Source organism: Ensifer sp. KUDG1 (genome assembly GCF_050434285.1).
In the GTDB taxonomy this organism is placed as follows: Bacteria; Pseudomonadota; Alphaproteobacteria; order Rhizobiales; family Rhizobiaceae; genus Ensifer.
Genome location: NZ_JBNDIG010000005.1, coordinates 72,487 through 89,773, shown reverse-complemented (window position 1 = coordinate 89,773; position 17,287 = coordinate 72,487). Strand labels below are relative to the sequence as shown.

The window sequence follows — 17,287 nt, the reverse complement described above, 5'->3', positions numbered from 1 at the left end:
GCGATGGCGGGGCGGCCATGGTCGGCCATGCCCTTCCGTTTCGTCCATACCGCAGACCTGCATCTCGATTCGCCCCTCCGCAGCCTCGCTCTTAGAAACGCCGATCTCGCAGAGATCGTGCGCGGGGCGTCACGGCAGGCCCTGGTCAAGATCGTCGATCTTTGCATCGCCGAAGAGGCCGATGCCTTGCTGATTGCCGGCGACCTCTATGACGGCAGCCAGACGTCGATGAACACGGCTCTTTTTCTCGGCCGGGAGCTGCGCAGGCTCGACGAACACGGCATCCGCGTCTTCATCATCCGCGGCAATCACGACGCCCAGTCACAGGTCACCAACGAGCTGACCCTGCCGCCATCGGCCCACGTCTTCAAGGGCAGGGCAAAGGCGGTGGTCGCCAAGACACTGGCAAGCGGTCGTGACGTCTATGTGCACGGGGTAAGCTTCGCCAGCCCGCATGCGCCCGAAAGCCTGCTTCCGGCCTTCCAGCCGCCGGTGCCCGGCGCGGTGAACATCGGCATGCTGCACACGAGCCTCGCCGGCGCCGCCGGTCATGATCTCTATGCCCCCTGCAGCGTCGCCGATCTCGTTGCCCATGGTTTCGATTACTGGGCGCTCGGCCATATCCATCAGCGGCAGGTCCATGCGGCAGAGCCCTTCATCGTCATGCCGGGCATGCCGCAGGGCCGCGACATCAACGAGGTCGGCGTGAAGAGCGTGTCGCTCGTCACGGTCGACGAGGATGGCCGCCTCAGTGTTGCCGAGCGGGCGATCGGCATTGCCAGCTTTGAACGCCTTCGTGTCGATCTGACGGGCATCACGGAATGGCGCGATATGCTCGATGCCGTCAGGCAGGCGCTGTCGCGCATCTGTGGTGAAACTGCGGCGGAGAACGTCATCCTGCGCTTGGCGCTCGCTGGCGCGACGCCCTTGGCCTGGCGCCTTCGCCGCGACGCCGACCTGCTGCGGGCGGAGATCGACAACATCGCCGCTGGCATCGCCGGATGTTGGATCGAGAAGGTCGAGCTCACCTGTGGTAATGCCCGGACCGAAAAGCCGGGCACCATGCTCGATCCCGTCGAAGAGCTGGCCGCACTCGTCGAAACGGACGTCCTGCCGGCGCACGGGTTTCGCCAGGACGTGCTGGCAGCCGTGGAAGATGTCTTGCAACAGCTTCCGCCCGAGCTTCGCCAATCGCTGGCGCCGGACGAAGAGGCGGTCGCGCGGCTGGCGCTTGAAGCCGGCGTGTCGGGAACCGCCGAGGTGCTCGCCCATCTTCATGGCGGCGCCGGCGAGGGTGGCCACTGATGCGGCTCAGCGCGCTCGATCTCGTCCGCTACGGCAAGTTCACCGATCGCCGCCTCGACTTCGGCGACAGGGTGCCCGGCACGCCCGATCTCCACATCGTCTACGGCCCGAACGAGGCTGGAAAGTCGACCCTGTTCTCAGCCTTCCTCGACCTGCTCTTCGGCATCGAGCATTCGAGCCCCTACGGCTTCCTGCACCCATACCAGACGATGCGCGTGGGCGGCACGATCGAAGCGGCTGGCCGCAGCGATCGCGTCTTCCGGATCAAGCGAAAGACGAACTCGCTGGTCGGCCTTGACGAGCAGCCCTTGCCCGACAACCTGTTTTCCGGAGCGCTCGGCGCGATCGATCGCGACACCTACCAGATGATGTTCTCGCTGGACGACGAGAGCATCGAGAATGGGGGCGAGGCGATCCTGAAAAGCGAGGGCGAACTCGGGTCGCTCTTGTTTTCCGCAAGCTCCGGCTTGCCGGACAGTGCCGCCATTCTTTCAGCCCTGCGAGCGAGGGCCGACGCCTTCTACCGGCCGCAGGCACGCAAGCATCAACTTGCGGAGCTGAAGGCCGAACTGGACGCGCTCAGGACCGAACGCAATGCACTCGATATCAATGCGCGGGAGTATGCAGCCCTGCGCAAGACGCTGACGCAGGCACGCGAACGTCACGACGAGGCGAACACGCGTCGCACCGAGCTGAGACTGGCGCGCGCGCGCCATAAAGCCGAGATCGAGGCGCTGCCGTATTTCGGCCGGCTGCAGACGCTTCGTGCGGAGCTGGCGAGTGCTCCGCCGTTGCCTGTACCGCCCGCGGCTTGGGTGAGCGAGCTGCCGGTGCTCCAGCGTCAGGAGACGGAGATTGCGATCAGGCTGCAGCAGAACAGCAGTGAAACGCAGCATCGCCGCGATGCGCTGGAAGCGGTGCAGGTGGACAAGGCGGATCTTCTCCTGATGGAGCGCCTTGCAGCCCTTCAGGAGACCGCTCTCGATGCGCGCTATGTGACTGCGGCGCGGGATATGCCATCCAGGCAGGACGATCTGGCAAGGGCTGAGGCAGAAATACTTGGCTGCCTGCTGCGGCTTGGCGAGCCCGCTGACCGCGACCCCGCAGCTCTTCTGTTGCCGGCGGGTACGGTAGCCGACCTTCAGGATCTTGCCCGCCGGCACTCTGCGCTCGTCGAGCGCCTGGCCTCGGCTCGACAGGAACTGCAGATCACCGTCGAATCAAGCCGGGATGCCGAGCACAAGCTGGCGACGCTCGAGGAGCAGGGGGCAGTGGACGTCTCCGCTCTTGCCGCGCAGGTCTCACACGCGCGACGCAGGGATTGTGTCGTGCGCAGGCAGGTGGCCGAGGCGTCGAAGGCTCGGCTGGCTGCGGAACTTGCTGACAAGCTCGTGCTGCTGAAGCCATTTGCCGGAAGCGTCGACGATCTGCACGCACTCGGTGTTCCGGCACCCGCGACACTGGATGGGTGGCGCAGGTTGATGGCGGCCCAGCAGGAGCGTCAAGAACGTCTCGCCGACCGCATGGCCGGCGAGCGGGAGCTGCTTGCAGGCGACGAGGCGCGGCTTGCCGGGATTTCTGCGACCGGCAGCGCCCTGGACGACGGTTCGGCCGCAGCATTGCGTCGCCGCCGTGACGAGGCTTGGCGCGCGCACACGGCCCGGCTTGTCGTTGAGACGGCAGCAGCCTTCGAACGCGTCATGGCCGAGGACGACGAAGCCACGGCGATGCGCCTCTCCGAGACGAGCAGGCTTGCCGACATGCGCGGCCTGGCGCTGTCGATTGCCGAACGACGGGCGCGAGTAGACGTCTTGCGTGAGCAGGAGAGGCAAGCTCGGACGGATGCGGCCATGCAGGCGGAGCTGCTGGCATCAGGTGTCGCTGACTGTGGCTTACCGAGCGGCACGAGCCTGCCGCAACTGGAGACCTGGTTGGTGGTCCGCCATGGGGCACTCGAATTACGGGCACAATTGCGCTCCGCGCAAATGGAGATCGATCGCGCCCATGCCGAAGAGGGCGAGGCAATCGCTGGGCTACGCGACGAACTCCTGGCAATCGACATGACGGGACGCCTGCCGGAACGGCTCGACGGCCTTCTGCTGATTGCCGAACAGGCGGTATCGCAGGCACAGGCGCTCGCCGGTAGCCTCGGTGCGGCCCGCGACATGGCAAAGCGCGCCAAAATGGTCCTTGAGGCCCGGCAATCGGCCCTTGCTCTTGCGGAGGGCGAGATGACCGACTGGCAGGAGCAATGGGCGGCGCTTCTCTCGAGGAACTGGCTGGGCGCGCGCGACGAACCGCTCGTGCCGGCTCAGGTCGGCCCTATGCTTGCGATCCTGCAGGAACTCGACAAGCTTACGCAGCGTCAGGCCGACCTCGAATATCGCATCGCCGGCATGCGCAAGGACCAGCTTGCCTTCCAGAGTGTCATTGCCGAGCTCGCCGGAGAGCCAAGCGTGGACGATACGCTCGTGACCTACATGGCGCTCAAGGCGCGCGCAGCGGAGGCGCAGCGGCTTTCCGATCGCAGAGCGACTTTTGTATTGGAACTCGCCCGCCTTGAGGATGAACGGCGTGGTGTGAGGTCGGAGCAGGAATTTCTTGTCGGGCGCACACGGCTTGTCCTTGAATTTTTCGATTGTGAGACGCTCGACGAGGCAGGTCAGTTTCTTGAAGCCGCCCGAGAACAACAACGGCTACGCCAGCGCATCGTCGAATCGGAAGCGGATCTCGCGCAGCGCCTTGGCGTTGCCGAATGCGCTGAGGCCGAGGCGCTACTCTCCGAACTCGATGATGCGGCCGTGCGGCTGGAATTGGTGCGGCTCGACGGGGCGCTCGAGGAAGCCGACCGCGACGTCAGCGAATTGCACACGGACATGCGGGAGAAGGAAAAGGCGCTCTCAGCTGTCGAAGGCGGCGACACGGTCGCCGAGCTCGACCAAAAACGGCGGACGCTGCTGCTCGAGATCGAAAGCAAGGCGCTTGCCTACCTGCGGCTTCGGGCCGGCGTTATCGCGGCCGAGACTGCACTTCGACTTTTCCGCGAGAAGCATCGCAGCGCCATGATGCGCCGTGCGTCGGAAACCTTCAGCCGCATCAGCGGTGGCGAATATTCCGGCCTGTCGGCACAATCTGACAAGGGGCAGGAGTTTCTGATCGCCAACGCCGCTGGCGGCGGATCGAAGCTTGCAAAGGACCTTTCCAAGGGCACGCGCTTTCAGCTCTATCTGGCACTCAGGATCGCCGGCTATCACGAAATCGCCGCCACCCGCGAATCGCTGCCCTTCATCGCCGACGACATTATGGAGACCTTTGACGACGGGCGCGCAGGCCGCGCCTTCGAGCAGATGGCCGAAATGGCGCGTGTCGGCCAGGTGATCTATCTGACGCACCACGAACATCTTTGCGAGATCGCCCGTGAGGCCTGTCCGACTGTGACGATTCACAGGTTATGATAGGCTCGCGGATGAGGTCGGGCCGTTGGCCGTAGCGCATTTCTGCTGACGACGAGCGCACATACGAAAATCGGAGGAACGAGAGATGGACATCATACCCGGTGGATCGAGACCTTCGATGCGCGCTCCGGCGGAATACTTCACCGGCACGGTACGCCAGGACCCGGTAATCGAGGCCGCTGGACCGGCGCGCGTCCGCGCCGTCAGCGTCACCTTCGAGCCCGGCGCGCGCACGGCCTGGCATACGCATCCGCTCGGCCAGACCCTGGTTGTCACCGCCGGCCGTGGCCTCGTGCAAAGCTGGGGTGGCCCGGTGCAGGAGATTCGCATGGGCGATGTCGTCTGGTTCCCGCCGGGCGAAAAGCACTGGCACGGTGCAGCGCCCGATACAGCTATGGTCCACCTCGCGATCCAGGAAGCGCTCGACGGCAAGGCTGTGGATTGGCTGGAGCATGTCAGCGACGAGCAGTATCGCGGCGGCTAGCGCCGCTGCGCCTGCCGACACATTGGAATTTGGCGGTCGTGCTGCTTCAGGTGAGGGTGACGGTGGCGGGTATCGCGATCGGGCCGTCGAATCCCTGATTCCCGGCCGCTGACGGCCGAGTTCTAAAGCGAAAGCAACTCAGAACGAAAGGCAGATCGCAAACGTCACGCGATAACGTGAGCGACAAATGCGGGGGGTTCGGTGATGTTTTTCTTTGGGAGAAAATGGTGGGCGATGAGAGACTCGAACTCCCGACATCCTCGGTGTAAACGAGGCGCTCTACCAACTGAGCTAATCGCCCTTCCGCGTTTGGACCGGATCAGTCCGCCGCGTCGGTGGCCGTGATCTAGGCGTAACCGAAAAAAACCGCAAGAGCATTTGTATCGTTTTTTTGATTTTTTTTGTTGGCGATTGCGCGACCCCCTGAAACTGCGGGCTTCGTGCTTGTGGACAAAATACGCGTATGGCGCCCCCGCAACGACGCGCGGGGGGAGGGAGGGAAGAAGATCCGGAATCAGCCTCCCTGTACGCGCATGGGCGAAAGCATGGTGGGGGTAGGGGCGATGGGTCGGTGGCGGCAGGCGTCATTGGTCCATTCTGATTTCGATCGTTTTATTGCCCTGTGGATCAATTTTCATTCCGTCACGGATTTGTCTTCAAACACGCTTGACACCCCAATCCGAACCGCTTAGTTAGCCGCTCATCGAACGGCGCTGCTGCTCGATGCGGGGCGGAAACGCCTCGACCAAGTCAAGATGATGCGGGTGTAGCTCAGTCGGTTAGAGTGCCGGCCTGTCACGCCGGAGGTCGCGGGTTCGAGCCCCGTCACTCGCGCCACTCTTGATCTGGAATTGCCTTAGGTTCTCATCGAGGGCCGATGGTGGTACTAATGATCGTTCGCGGTCATCATGCGCGGGTGTAGCTCAGTCGGTTAGAGTGCCGGCCTGTCACGCCGGAGGTCGCGGGTTCGAGCCCCGTCACTCGCGCCATTTCTTCTCTCCTCCTTTACTGCAAATCGCGTCGGCCTTAGGGCCGGATTGTGCGCTGCGGCAATCTGTCTCGTCTCGCTTTGTTTTACCGTAAAGTTCGCGTCGGCCCGCAAATCCGCGCTTTGTCGGTATCACCCGTCTGATCCTGTGGTGCGAAGCGGTTTAAATGGCCCCTCAAGGCTTGCGCGACGGCGCGGGCTGCGCTAACCACTCCGGCGTTGCAACATATTTTTCGGCCTGCGAGATTTGTTGTTCTGGCGCTCTCCCATGCGCCCTCCCGCAGGCAGGGACGGATAACAATGACTGAACTTCTCGGTTCCTACGTTCCGATCGCGATTTTCATTGGAATCGCATTGGTGATCGGTGTGGCGCTTCTGATTGCTCCCTTCGCCGTCGCCTTCAAGGCTCCTGATTCGGAAAAGCTGTCGGCCTACGAGTGCGGCTTCAATGCGTTCGACGACGCCCGCATGAAGTTCGACATCCGCTTCTACCTCGTGTCGATCCTCTTCATCATCTTCGACCTTGAAGTCGCCTTCCTCTTCCCCTGGGCGGTGTCGTTCCATGAACTCGGCTGGTTCGGGTTCTGGTCGATGATGGTCTTCCTCGGTGTGCTGACGATCGGCTTTATCTATGAATGGAAGAAGGGAGCGCTGGAATGGAACTGACCTCCGGCACCACGCTCGTTGCGCCCAAGCCGAAAGGGATCATCGATCCCTCCACCGGCAAGCCGATTGGCAGCAATGACGCATTCTTCGGCGAGATCAACAATGAGCTCGCCGACAAGGGTTTTCTGGTCACCTCGACCGACGAGCTCATCAACTGGGCCCGTACCGGTTCGCTGATGTGGATGACCTTCGGTCTCGCCTGCTGCGCGGTCGAGATGATGCAGATGTCGATGCCGCGTTACGACGCCGAGCGTTTCGGCTTTGCGCCGCGCGCCTCGCCGCGCCAATCCGACGTCATGATCGTCGCCGGCACGCTGACCAACAAGATGGCGCCCGCGCTCCGCAAGGTCTATGACCAGATGCCGGAGCCGCGTTACGTCATCTCGATGGGCTCGTGCGCCAATGGCGGCGGCTACTACCACTATTCCTATTCGGTTGTTCGCGGCTGCGACCGCGTCGTTCCCGTCGACATCTACGTGCCAGGCTGTCCTCCCACGGCAGAAGCGCTGCTTTACGGCGTGCTCCTGCTGCAGAAGAAGATCCGCCGGACCGGCACGATCGAGCGCTAAGGGCAGGGGGTCTTTGATATGAGTGAAGCCCTGAATGAGCTTGCATCCTACCTGCGCGAAACGCGCGGCGCGCTGATCTCCGACGCATCGCTGGCCTATGGCGAGCTGACGCTGACGACGACATCGGCGAACCTGATCGCGCTGCTGACGTTCCTTCGTGACGATGTGCAGTGCGCCTTCGTCAATTTCGTCGATGTCTGCGGCGTCGACTGGCCGCAGCGGCCGGACCGTTTCGACGTTGTCTATCATCTCTTGTCGCCACGCCAGAACCTGCGCGTGCGCATCAAGGTCGCAACCGGCGAGAATGAGCCGGTTCCGTCGGCCACGCCGGTTTATCCCGGTGCCGACTGGTTCGAGCGCGAAGCCTACGACATGTACGGCATCCTGTTTACCGGCCACCCTGACCTGCGTCGCATCCTGACGGACTACGGTTTCGAAGGACACCCGCTGCGCAAGGACTTCCCGGTCACCGGTTTTGTCGAAGTGCGTTACGACGACGAAGCAAAGCGCGTCGTCTACGAACCCGTCGAACTGAAGCAGGAATTCCGCAACTTCGACTTCCTCTCTCCCTGGGAAGGCACGGACTACGTGCTGCCCGGCGACGAGAAGGCGAAAGCACGGTGAGACTAAATGGTCCGCGGTAGCCGGTGAACGGCTGCCGTCCGGCCTGGAGCAATCGGTATGACCGAACATAACGTCCGCAACTTCAACATCAACTTTGGCCCGCAGCATCCGGCGGCCCACGGCGTTCTTCGTCTGGTGCTCGAGCTTGATGGCGAAATCGTCGAGCGCGTCGATCCGCATATCGGCCTGCTGCATCGCGGCACCGAGAAGCTGATCGAGACCAAGACCTATCTGCAGGCCGTGCCCTATTTCGACCGCCTCGATTATGTGGCGCCGATGAACCAGGAGCACGCTTTCGCTCTGGCTGTTGAGAAGCTGACGGGCACGGAAGTTCCGATCCGCGGCCAGCTCATCCGCGTTCTCTATTCGGAAATCGGCCGTATCCTGTCGCATCTTCTGAACGTCACCACGCAGGCGATGGACGTCGGTGCGCTGACGCCGCCGCTCTGGGGCTTCGAAGAGCGCGAAAAGCTGATGGTGTTTTATGAGCGTGCCTGCGGCGCCCGCATGCACTCGGCCTATTTCCGTCCGGGCGGCGTCCACCAGGACCTGCCGCACGAACTCGTCGAAGACATCGGCAAGTGGATCGATCCGTTCCTGAAGACCGTCGACGATATCGACGAACTCTTGACCGGCAACCGCATCTTCAAGCAGCGCAACGTCGACATCGGCGTCGTCAAGCTCGACGATGCCTGGGCCTGGGGCTTCTCGGGTGTGATGGTGCGTGGCTCGGGCGCTGCCTGGGACCTGCGCCGTTCGCAGCCCTACGAATGCTATTCGGACATGGAGTTCGATATCCCGATCGGCAAGAACGGCGACTGCTTCGACCGCTACCTGATCCGCATGATCGAAATGCGCCAGTCGGCGCGCATCATGCGCCAGTGCGTCGATCGCCTGCTCGGCGACGCCAAGGTCGGCCCGGTTTCGTCGCTCGACGGCAAGATCGTTCCGCCGAAGCGCGGCGAGATGAAGCGTTCGATGGAAGCGCTCATCCACCACTTCAAGCTCTACACCGAAGGCTACCACGTGCCGGCCGGCGACGTTTACGCCGCCGTCGAAGCGCCGAAGGGCGAATTCGGCGTCTATCTCGTCTCCGACGGCACCAACAAGCCCTATCGCTGCAAGATCCGCGCTCCGGGTTATGCGCATCTCCAGGCGATGGATTTCCTCTGTCGGGGACACCAGCTTGCCGACGTTTCGGCCGTGCTGGGCTCCCTCGATATCGTGTTCGGTGAGGTGGACCGCTGATGCGTCTCGCGCCCCTGGCCACGCTCGCTCTTCTCGCACTCGCATCGACCGCTTCCGCACAGGAGCAGGTCGATAGCGGCGCGACGTCGGGCGGCATGCGCGGGGGCTCGATGGCCGATCTTGTGGCCAAGGGCTACGAGATCAAGGCCGCGGTCGCCAATGGCACGCGCTACATCGTATTTTTGCAGAAAGACCAGTCAGCCTATGCCTGCGAATTCGTCTCGGTGACGAAATCGCGGTGCGGTTCGATTAACTGATAAGGTGTCCACTAGAATGTCCGTTCGTCGACTAGCCGAAGACACCGTCCAGCCAGCGAGCTTTGCCTTCAGCAAGGAGAACGCCGCCTGGGCGAAGGAAACGATCAACAAATACCCCAAGGGCCGTGAGCAGTCTGCCGTCATCCCGTTGTTGATGCGCGCCCAGGACCAGGACGGTTGGGTTACGAAGGCCGCCATCGAGTCGATCGCGGACATGCTCGGCATGCCGTATATCCGCGCGCTCGAAGTTGCGACCTTCTACACCCAGTTCCAGTTGAAGCCGGTCGGCACGCGCGCCCACATTCAGGTTTGCGGCACGACACCGTGCATGCTGCGTGGCGCCGAAGACCTGATCAAGGTCTGCAAGAGCAAGATTGCCCATGATCCCTTCACCCTGAACGAGAGCGGCACGCTCTCCTGGGAAGAAGTCGAATGTCAGGGCGCCTGCGTCAACGCACCGATGGTCATGATCTTCAAGGACACCTTCGAAGACCTGACGCCCGAGCAACTCGAGCAGATCATCGACCGGTTTGAAGCAGGCAAGGGTGCTGAAGTTACCCCCGGTCCGCAGATCGATCGCATCTATTCCGCACCCGAGGGTGGCCCGACGACGCTGATGATGGCAGGCTCTGCTTCGGCCAAGGCTGCGCCCGGCGCTGCCAAGAAGGCAAGCGATGCTCCGGCCGTTTCGGTTCCGCCGTCGAACGCCGGCCGTGTCAAGACCGCAGCGAGCGAGACCAATGCTTCGCTGAAGACGCCGGCGACGGCAAAGGGCGAGGCCGCTGCCAACGCCAAGGTCGAAGGCGACACCGTCGACAAGTCGACGCCGGCGAAGGCCGCCGCCGTTTCCGGCAAGCCGTCGCTGGAGGACAAGAACCGTCCGGCCGGCATCGAGAAGCCGGCAGCTGTCGACGACCTCAAGCTGATTTCGGGCGTCGGTCCGAAGATCGAAGGTACGCTCAACGAACTGGGCATCTACACCTACGCGCAAGTTGCTTCGTGGAAGAAGGCGGAGCGCGAGTGGGTTGACGGATACCTGAATTTCAAGGGCCGCATCGAACGCGACGACTGGGTCAAGCAGGCCAAGGCGCTCGCCAAGGGCGGCGAAGCCGAATACATCAAGGTCTTCGGCAAGAAGCCGCGGTAAAGAGGTGAATTATGCTCAGAGATGAAGACCGCATCTTTACCAACATCTACGGCCTCAAGGACAAGTCCCTGAAGGGCGCCATGGCGCGCGGCCACTGGGACGGCACCAAGCAGTTGCTCGAAAAGGGCCGTGATTGGATCGTCAACGAAGTGAAGGCTTCCGGCCTTCGCGGTCGTGGCGGCGCCGGCTTCCCGACGGGCCTCAAGTGGTCCTTCATGCCGAAGGAAAGCGACGGCCGTCCGCACTACCTCGTCGTCAATGCCGACGAGTCCGAGCCTGGCACCTGCAAGGACCGTGACATCATGCGTCACGACCCGCACACGCTGATCGAAGGCTGCGTCATTGCTTCCTTCGCGATGGGTGCGCATGTCGCCTACATCTACGTGCGCGGCGAATTCGTCCGCGAGCGCGAGGCGCTGCAGGCGGCGATCGACGAGTGCTACGCCTACGGCCTGCTCGGCAAGAACAACAAGCTCGGCTATGACATCGACATCTACGTGCACCATGGTGCCGGCGCCTATATCTGTGGCGAAGAGACCGCGCTGCTCGAAAGCCTCGAAGGCAAGAAGGGCCAGCCGCGCCTGAAGCCGCCGTTCCCGGCAAACATGGGCCTCTACGGCTGCCCGACGACCGTCAACAACGTCGAGTCGATCGCGGTCACCCCGACGATCCTGCGTCGCGGGGCCGGCTGGTACACGAGCTTCGGCCGTCCGAACAACCACGGCACCAAGCTCTATTCGGTCTCCGGCCACGTCAACCGTCCGTGCACGGTCGAAGACGCGATGTCGATCCCGTTCCATGAGCTGATCGAAAAGCACTGTGGTGGCATTCGCGGCGGCTGGGACAACCTGCTCGCTGTCATCCCCGGCGGTTCGTCCGTTCCTTGCGTGCCTGGCGCGCAGATGAAGGACGCGATCATGGATTTCGACGGCCTGCGCGAGGTCGGCTCCAGCCTTGGAACGGCCGCCGTCATCGTGATGGACCGGTCGACCGACATCATCAAGGCGATCTGGCGTCTTTCGGCCTTCTACAAGCACGAGAGCTGCGGCCAGTGCACGCCGTGCCGCGAAGGCACCGGCTGGATGATGCGCGTCATGGAACGCATGGTTCAGGGTCGCGCCCAGAAGCGCGAGATCGACATGCTGTTCGACGTCACCAAGCAGGTGGAAGGCCACACGATCTGCGCGCTCGGCGACGCAGCCGCCTGGCCGATCCAGGGCCTGATCAAGCATTTCCGTCCGGAGATGGAAGCGCGCATCGACGAATACACCCGCAATGCCTCGTCGCATGGTGCGGTTCTGGAAGCGGCGGAGTAAGGCACGATGGCCGGCGCACGCGGGGAGGGACAGATGAAGGGACAGGCCGAAGCAGGCATTCCGTTCGCGCGTCCGCTTGGCGGCGATCCGGCCGATCCGTTCGGCATGGGCGAATGGATGAAGGGCCTTTCCCAGGTGCCGCTGCATCCGCTGATGGTCCATCCGGCAGCCGCAGTTGCGGCAGCGACCGCGATCGGCTTCGGTCTCACGACCCAGATTGCAGGCGCCATGATCGGCGCGATGCAAGGGGCCGTCGAGGCAGCGCAGAAGCGGGTAGAGCCCGCGGCGTCTGACGCGGCGCCTGCAGTCGTCGCAAAGACGATGCAGGCCGAAGCAAAGCCGAAACCGGTCGCCAAGCCGCCCGCGCTTGCCAAGCGCGCAGCCGCAAAGCCGGTGATCGAGAAGGGTGCCGCTCAAAAGGTGGTCAAGGTTCGCGCGACGCGCACCAAGGCGAAAGCCACCGACGACCTCAAGCGGATCTCCGGCATCGGCCCGAAGCTCGAGCAGGTGCTGAACGCTAAAGGGATCAGCGGCTTTGCCGACATTGCCGGTTGGAGCGAGGCGGACGTCGCCCGCTTCGACGACGAACTCGGTTTCGGCGGGCGGATCAAGCGGGACGATTGGGTTGGACAGGCCAAGGCGCTGAAAGGCGCTTGAGACAATAGGGGTGGGGGACCGGAGACGGCCATCGCCCGCAAGCAGCAAGGCTGTGTTGGAATTGTCCGTCGCCGATGGGCCGACGGACGGAAGACAGGATTGAGTACGAAGATGGCAAAGCTGAAAGTCGACGGAAAAGAGATCGAGGTACCGGATCATTTCACGCTGCTTCAGGCGTGCGAAGAGGCCGGGGCTGAAGTTCCGCGCTTCTGTTTCCACGAGCGGCTTTCGGTCGCCGGCAACTGCCGCATGTGTCTGATCGAGGTGAAGGGAGGGCCGCCCAAGCCCGCCGCCTCTTGCGCCATGGGCGTGCGCGACCTCCGTCCGGGCCCGAACGGTGAAGCCCCGGAAGTCTTCACGACCACGCCGATGGTCAAGAAGGCGCGCGAAGGCGTGATGGAATTCCTGCTGATCAACCATCCGCTCGACTGCCCGATCTGTGATCAGGGCGGCGAATGCGACCTGCAGGACCAGGCCATGGCCTTCGGTATCGACAGCTCGCGCTACCAGGAAAACAAGCGCGCGGTCGAAGACAAGTATATCGGCCCGCTCGTCAAGACCGTGATGAACCGCTGCATTCATTGCACGCGCTGCGTTCGCTTCACGACAGAAGTTGCCGGCATTGCCGAGCTTGGCCTGATCGGCCGTGGCGAAGACGCCGAAATCACCACCTATCTCGAGCAGGCGATGACCTCCGAGCTGCAGGGCAACGTCGTTGACCTCTGCCCGGTCGGCGCGCTGACCTCGAAGCCGTTTGCCTTCACCGCCCGTCCGTGGGAGTTGAACAAGACCGAATCCATCGACGTGATGGACGCGCTCGGCTCGGCGATCCGCGTCGACACCCGCGGCCGCGAAGTCATGCGCATCATGCCGCGCGTCAACGAGGACATCAACGAAGAGTGGATCTCCGACAAGAGCCGCTTCATCTGGGATGGCCTGAAGACGCAGCGTCTCGATCGTCCGTACGTCAAGAAGGACGGCCGTCTGCAGCCGGCGACTTGGGGCGAAGCCTTCCAGGCGGTCAAGGCGGCCGTTGCCCAGACCTCCGGCGACAAGATCGGCGCCATTGCCGGCGACCTCGCTTCGGTCGAAGAAATGTACGCGCTGAAGCAGCTTATTGCAGCCCTCGGCTCCGAAAGCGTTGATTGCCGCCAGGATGGTGCCGCACTCGACCCGTCGCTCGGCCGCGCCAGCTACCTCTTCAACCCGACGATCGCTGGCATCGAAAGCGCTGACGCGCTTCTGGTTATCGGCTCCAACCCGCGCTTCGAGGCGTCTGTTCTCAACGCCCGCATCCGCAAGCGCTACCGCATGGGCAACTTCCCGATCGCCGTGATCGGCGAGCCGGGTGAACTGCGCTATGAATACGAATATCTCGGCGCCGGCACCGAAACGCTGGCCGAGCTCGTCTCGGGCAAGGGCAAGTTTGCAGCGACCTTGAAGAAGGCGCAGCGCCCGATGATCCTCATCGGCCAGGGTGCTGTTGCAGGGGAGGGCGGCGCTGCCGTTCTTTCCGCCGCCGCCAAGCTCGCGGGCGCCGTCGGTGCGGTCACCGCCGAGTGGAACGGCTTTGCCGTTCTTCACACGGCCGCTTCCCGCGTCGGTGGTCTCGACCTCGGCTTCGTTCCGGGCGCGAACGGCAAGACGGCGGCCGAGATGGTCACCGCCTCCGACGTTCTCTTCCTGCTCGGCGCCGACGAGATCGACCTTGCGGAACGCAAGTCCGGCTTCACCGTCTATATCGGCTCGCACGGCGACAACGGCGCACATGCAGCCGACGTCATCCTGCCAGGCGCGACCTACACCGAAAAGTCCGGTACCTGGGTCAACACCGAAGGCCGCGTTCAGGTCGGCAACCGCGCCGGCTTCGCACCGGGCGATGCCCGCGAGGATTGGGCGATCATCCGCGCGCTTTCCGACGTGCTCGGCAAGAAGCTGCCCTTTGATTCGCTTGGCGAATTGCGCTCGAAGCTCTATGCGGCCCACCCGCATTTCGCCGATATCGACGCAATCGCGACCGGCAACGGCGACGAAATTGCCGCACTTGGTCAAAAAGCCGGTGAGATGGGCAAATCCGTGTTTGCGTCTCCGGTCAAAGACTTCTATTTGACGAACCCGATAGCGCGCGCATCCGCCGTCATGGCCGAATGCTCGGCTTTGGCACGCAACAATTTCAAAGCTGCGGCGGAATGAGCGCGAGGGAATAGAGTATCATGGACGCTTTCGTTTCGACCTATGTCTGGCCCGCGATCATCATGGTCGCCCAGTCGCTGCTGCTCCTGGTCGCGCTGCTGCTTTTCATCGCCTACATCCTGCTCGCCGACCGTAAGATCTGGGCTGCAGTTCAGCTCCGCCGTGGTCCGAATGTGGTAGGCCCGTGGGGACTTTTCCAGTCCTTCGCCGACCTTTTGAAGTTCGTCTTCAAGGAGCCGGTGATTCCCGCCGGCGCCAACAAGGCGATCTTCCTGCTCGCCCCGCTCGTCTCCGTGACGCTGGCGCTCGCCGCCTGGGCGGTGATCCCGCTCAACGCCGGCTGGGTGATCGCGAACATCAACGTCGGTATCCTCTTCGTGTTCGCCATATCTTCGCTTGAAGTTTATGGCATCATCATGGGCGGTTGGGCGTCGAACTCCAAATATCCCTTCCTCGGCGCGCTTCGCTCCGCGGCACAGATGGTTTCCTACGAAGTCTCGATCGGCTTCGTCATCGTCACCGTTCTGCTCTGCGTAGGCTCGCTGAACCTGACGGACATCGTCAACGCGCAGTCGAGCGGCATCGGTACGAACCTCGGCCTGCCGGCGTCGTTCCTCGACTGGCATTGGCTGGCGCTGTTCCCGATGTTCATCGTGTTCTTCATTTCGGCGCTGGCCGAAACGAACCGCCCGCCCTTCGACCTTCCGGAAGCGGAATCCGAACTCGTCGCCGGCTTCATGGTCGAGTACGGCTCCACGCCTTACATGATGTTCATGCTCGGCGAATACGCCGCCATCTGCCTGATGTGCGCGCTGACGACGATCCTGTTCCTCGGTGGCTGGCTTCCCCCGGTCGACGTCTGGTTCCTCAACTGGGTTCCCGGCATCATCTGGTTCGTGCTGAAGGCATCCTTCGTGTTCTTCATGTTCGCGATGGTGAAGGCTTTTGTGCCGCGTTACCGTTACGACCAGCTGATGCGTCTTGGCTGGAAGGTCTTCCTGCCGATCTCTCTCGCAATGGTCGTGATCACTGCGTTCGTTCTCAAGCTGACGGGAGCCGCATGACGATGGCTCACGTTTGGCAGCATACCGCCGGCCGCTCCCAGGCCGGCAACTCTGGAGGTAAATGATGGCCGGTCTTTCGCAAGCCGTCAGCTCGCTGTTCCTGAAGGAATTCGTCGGCGCGTTCTTTCTGTCGATGCGCTATTTCTTCAAGCCGAAGGCGACGTTGAACTACCCCTTCGAAAAGGGGCCGGTCAGCCCGCGTTTCCGCGGCGAGCATGCGCTGCGCCGTTATCCGAACGGTGAAGAACGCTGCATCGCCTGCAAGCTGTGCGAGGCGATCTGTCCTGCACAGGCCATCACCATCGAAGCCGGCCCGCGCCGCAACGACGGCACCCGCCGTACGGTTCGCTACGACATCGACATGGTGAAGTGCATCTATTGCGGTTTCTGCCAGGAAGCCTGTCCGGTCGATGCCATCGTCGAGGGCCCGAACTTCGAGTTCGCCACCGAGACGCGCGAAGAGCTGTACTACGACAAGGACAAGCTCCTCGCCAACGGCGACCGTTGGGAACGGGAAATCGCACGCAACATCGCAATGGACTCGCCCTATCGCTGAGGCCAGAGCGTAGTGCCGCCCCGGGGAGGGCGGTGCATGTGACATAGGTTTGGGCAACGGCCGGACGCGTGTCCGGCTTTGCCTGTGGAGTGGGGCCAGAAGCGCCTCACACCGTGCAAGACGAAGAAGGCACCGATCATGGGTCTGCAGGTTCTTTTTTTCTATCTCTTTGCCTTCATCGCGGTGGCGTCGGCATTCATGGTCATTGCGGCCAGGAACCCGGTTTATTCGGTTCTGTTCCTGATCCTGACCTTCTTTAACTCGGCAGGTCTGTTTCTGCTGACCGGCGCCGAATTCCTCGCGATGATCCTGCTGGTCGTTTATGTCGGCGCGGTCGCGGTGCTGTTCCTGTTCGTGGTCATGATGCTCGACATCGACTTCGCGGAACTGCGGGCCGGTGTGCTCGAATACGCGCCGGTCGGCGCGCTGATCGGTCTGATCCTTGCAGCCGAGCTCATCATCGTGGTTGGCGGTGCGACGTTCTCGCCGGAGATCGCCAAGTCGATTTCGATGCCGATCCCGGCGGTCGCCGACCGCACGAACACGGCGGCGCTCGGCGACGTGCTCTATACCCACTACGTTTACTTCTTCCAGATCGCCGGCCTGGTCCTGCTCGTCGCCATGATCGGCGCGATCGTGCTGACCCTGCGCCACCGCGACAACGTCAAGCGCCAGAACATCCCGCAACAGGTTGCCCGCACGCCCGAGACCGCCGTCGAAGTGGTCTCGGTCAAGCCCGGCCAGGGCATCTAAGTCGG

The 17,287-nt window shown here is 62.9% G+C and carries 15 protein-coding genes and 3 tRNA genes; 17 read left to right on the top strand and 1 reads right to left on the bottom strand.

Annotation, left to right across the window (positions count from 1 at the left end):
* Positions 1–27 precede the first annotated feature (27 nt).
* From M2267_RS14755 to M2267_RS14745, 3 genes are all read left to right on the top strand, one after another.
* Positions 28–1,305 carry a metallophosphoesterase family protein gene (locus tag M2267_RS14755; protein WP_429115157.1) on the top strand — a complete coding sequence of 426 codons (1,278 nt, stop codon included), beginning with the start codon at positions 28–30 and terminating at the stop codon, positions 1,303–1,305.
* Positions 1,305–4,760 carry an AAA family ATPase gene (locus tag M2267_RS14750; protein ID WP_429115156.1) on the top strand — a complete coding sequence of 1,152 codons (3,456 nt, stop codon included), beginning with the start codon at positions 1,305–1,307 and terminating at the stop codon, positions 4,758–4,760. The genes M2267_RS14755 and M2267_RS14750 overlap by 1 nt, the downstream gene beginning before the upstream one ends.
* 85 nt (positions 4,761–4,845) lie before the next feature.
* Positions 4,846–5,244, top strand: a complete 399-nt coding sequence (locus M2267_RS14745) for a (R)-mandelonitrile lyase (protein ID WP_223726962.1) — start codon at positions 4,846–4,848, stop codon at positions 5,242–5,244.
* 225 nt (positions 5,245–5,469) lie between these two features.
* Here the strand turns inward: M2267_RS14745 and M2267_RS14740 are convergent.
* Positions 5,470–5,545: transfer RNA gene (locus M2267_RS14740), tRNA-Val, on the bottom strand.
* A gap of 459 nt (positions 5,546–6,004) precedes the next feature.
* Between M2267_RS14740 and M2267_RS14735 the strand changes: the two genes are divergently transcribed.
* The 14 genes from M2267_RS14735 (at position 6,005) to M2267_RS14670 (ending at position 17,282) form a co-directional block, all read left to right on the top strand.
* Positions 6,005–6,081 (top strand) — tRNA-Asp (locus M2267_RS14735).
* 75 nt (positions 6,082–6,156) lie between these two features.
* Positions 6,157–6,233, top strand: a tRNA-Asp gene (locus tag M2267_RS14730).
* A 299-nt stretch (positions 6,234–6,532) separates the two neighbouring features.
* On the top strand, positions 6,533–6,898 hold the full coding sequence (locus M2267_RS14725) for an NADH-quinone oxidoreductase subunit A (protein ID WP_034803593.1): 366 nt from the start codon (positions 6,533–6,535) through the stop codon (positions 6,896–6,898).
* Entirely contained in the window at positions 6,889–7,467 is a 579-nt protein-coding gene (locus M2267_RS14720; protein WP_034803591.1) for a NuoB/complex I 20 kDa subunit family protein, read from the top strand. The genes M2267_RS14725 and M2267_RS14720 overlap by 10 nt, the downstream gene beginning before the upstream one ends.
* Positions 7,468–7,485: 18 nt before the next feature.
* Entirely contained in the window at positions 7,486–8,091 is a 606-nt protein-coding gene (locus tag M2267_RS14715) for an NADH-quinone oxidoreductase subunit C (protein ID WP_043626158.1), read from the top strand.
* A 57-nt stretch (positions 8,092–8,148) separates the two neighbouring features.
* Positions 8,149–9,339: an NADH-quinone oxidoreductase subunit D gene (locus M2267_RS14710; RefSeq protein ID WP_043626155.1), complete on the top strand. Its 1,191-nt coding sequence runs from the start codon at positions 8,149–8,151 to the stop codon at positions 9,337–9,339.
* Positions 9,339–9,596: a hypothetical protein gene (locus tag M2267_RS14705; RefSeq protein ID WP_043626153.1), complete on the top strand. Its 258-nt coding sequence runs from the start codon at positions 9,339–9,341 to the stop codon at positions 9,594–9,596. Before M2267_RS14710 ends, M2267_RS14705 begins: the two co-directional genes overlap by 1 nt.
* 16 nt (positions 9,597–9,612) lie before the next feature.
* Entirely contained in the window at positions 9,613–10,743 is a 1,131-nt protein-coding gene (locus tag M2267_RS14700) for an NADH-quinone oxidoreductase subunit E (protein WP_429115155.1), read from the top strand.
* 11 nt (positions 10,744–10,754) lie between these two features.
* The gene (gene nuoF, locus M2267_RS14695; RefSeq protein ID WP_043626148.1) at positions 10,755–12,059 is read left to right on the top strand and encodes an NADH-quinone oxidoreductase subunit NuoF; all 1,305 of its coding nucleotides are present in this window, start codon (positions 10,755–10,757) and stop codon (positions 12,057–12,059) included.
* Positions 12,060–12,065: 6 nt separating this feature from the next.
* Positions 12,066–12,716, top strand: coding sequence for an NADH:ubiquinone oxidoreductase (locus M2267_RS14690; protein WP_043626146.1), 651 nt, complete (start codon positions 12,066–12,068; stop codon positions 12,714–12,716).
* Between the two features lie 111 nt (positions 12,717–12,827).
* Entirely contained in the window at positions 12,828–14,909 is a 2,082-nt protein-coding gene (gene nuoG / locus M2267_RS14685) for an NADH-quinone oxidoreductase subunit NuoG (protein ID WP_043626144.1), read from the top strand.
* 20 nt (positions 14,910–14,929) lie between these two features.
* Positions 14,930–15,973 (top strand): NADH-quinone oxidoreductase subunit NuoH, encoded by a 1,044-nt coding sequence (nuoH, locus tag M2267_RS14680; RefSeq protein WP_034803570.1) that lies wholly within the window; start codon positions 14,930–14,932, stop codon positions 15,971–15,973.
* A gap of 64 nt (positions 15,974–16,037) precedes the next feature.
* Positions 16,038–16,529, top strand: a complete 492-nt coding sequence (gene nuoI, locus M2267_RS14675; protein WP_025426590.1) for an NADH-quinone oxidoreductase subunit NuoI — start codon at positions 16,038–16,040, stop codon at positions 16,527–16,529.
* A 138-nt stretch (positions 16,530–16,667) separates the two neighbouring features.
* Positions 16,668–17,282 carry an NADH-quinone oxidoreductase subunit J gene (locus M2267_RS14670; protein ID WP_043626138.1) on the top strand — a complete coding sequence of 205 codons (615 nt, stop codon included), beginning with the start codon at positions 16,668–16,670 and terminating at the stop codon, positions 17,280–17,282.
* Positions 17,283–17,287 lie beyond the last annotated feature (5 nt).

Bases quoted from the DNA above. Each gene is read 5' to 3' on its own strand.
- M2267_RS14755 (WP_429115157.1), top strand. From the start codon at position 28: ATGCCCTTCCGTTTCGTCCATACCGCAGACCTGCATCTCGATTCGCCC.
- M2267_RS14750 (WP_429115156.1), top strand. From the start codon at position 1,305: ATGCGGCTCAGCGCGCTCGATCTCGTCCGCTACGGCAAGTTCACCGAT.
- M2267_RS14745 (WP_223726962.1), top strand. From the start codon at position 4,846: ATGGACATCATACCCGGTGGATCGAGACCTTCGATGCGCGCTCCGGCG.
- M2267_RS14725 (WP_034803593.1), top strand. From the start codon at position 6,533: ATGACTGAACTTCTCGGTTCCTACGTTCCGATCGCGATTTTCATTGGA.
- M2267_RS14720 (WP_034803591.1), top strand. From the start codon at position 6,889: ATGGAACTGACCTCCGGCACCACGCTCGTTGCGCCCAAGCCGAAAGGG.
- M2267_RS14715 (WP_043626158.1), top strand. From the start codon at position 7,486: ATGAGTGAAGCCCTGAATGAGCTTGCATCCTACCTGCGCGAAACGCGC.
- M2267_RS14710 (WP_043626155.1), top strand. From the start codon at position 8,149: ATGACCGAACATAACGTCCGCAACTTCAACATCAACTTTGGCCCGCAG.
- M2267_RS14705 (WP_043626153.1), top strand. From the start codon at position 9,339: ATGCGTCTCGCGCCCCTGGCCACGCTCGCTCTTCTCGCACTCGCATCG.
- M2267_RS14700 (WP_429115155.1), top strand. From the start codon at position 9,613: ATGTCCGTTCGTCGACTAGCCGAAGACACCGTCCAGCCAGCGAGCTTT.
- nuoF (WP_043626148.1), top strand. From the start codon at position 10,755: ATGCTCAGAGATGAAGACCGCATCTTTACCAACATCTACGGCCTCAAG.
- M2267_RS14690 (WP_043626146.1), top strand. From the start codon at position 12,066: ATGGCCGGCGCACGCGGGGAGGGACAGATGAAGGGACAGGCCGAAGCA.
- nuoG (WP_043626144.1), top strand. From the start codon at position 12,828: ATGGCAAAGCTGAAAGTCGACGGAAAAGAGATCGAGGTACCGGATCAT.
- nuoH (WP_034803570.1), top strand. From the start codon at position 14,930: ATGGACGCTTTCGTTTCGACCTATGTCTGGCCCGCGATCATCATGGTC.
- nuoI (WP_025426590.1), top strand. From the start codon at position 16,038: ATGGCCGGTCTTTCGCAAGCCGTCAGCTCGCTGTTCCTGAAGGAATTC.
- M2267_RS14670 (WP_043626138.1), top strand. From the start codon at position 16,668: ATGGGTCTGCAGGTTCTTTTTTTCTATCTCTTTGCCTTCATCGCGGTG.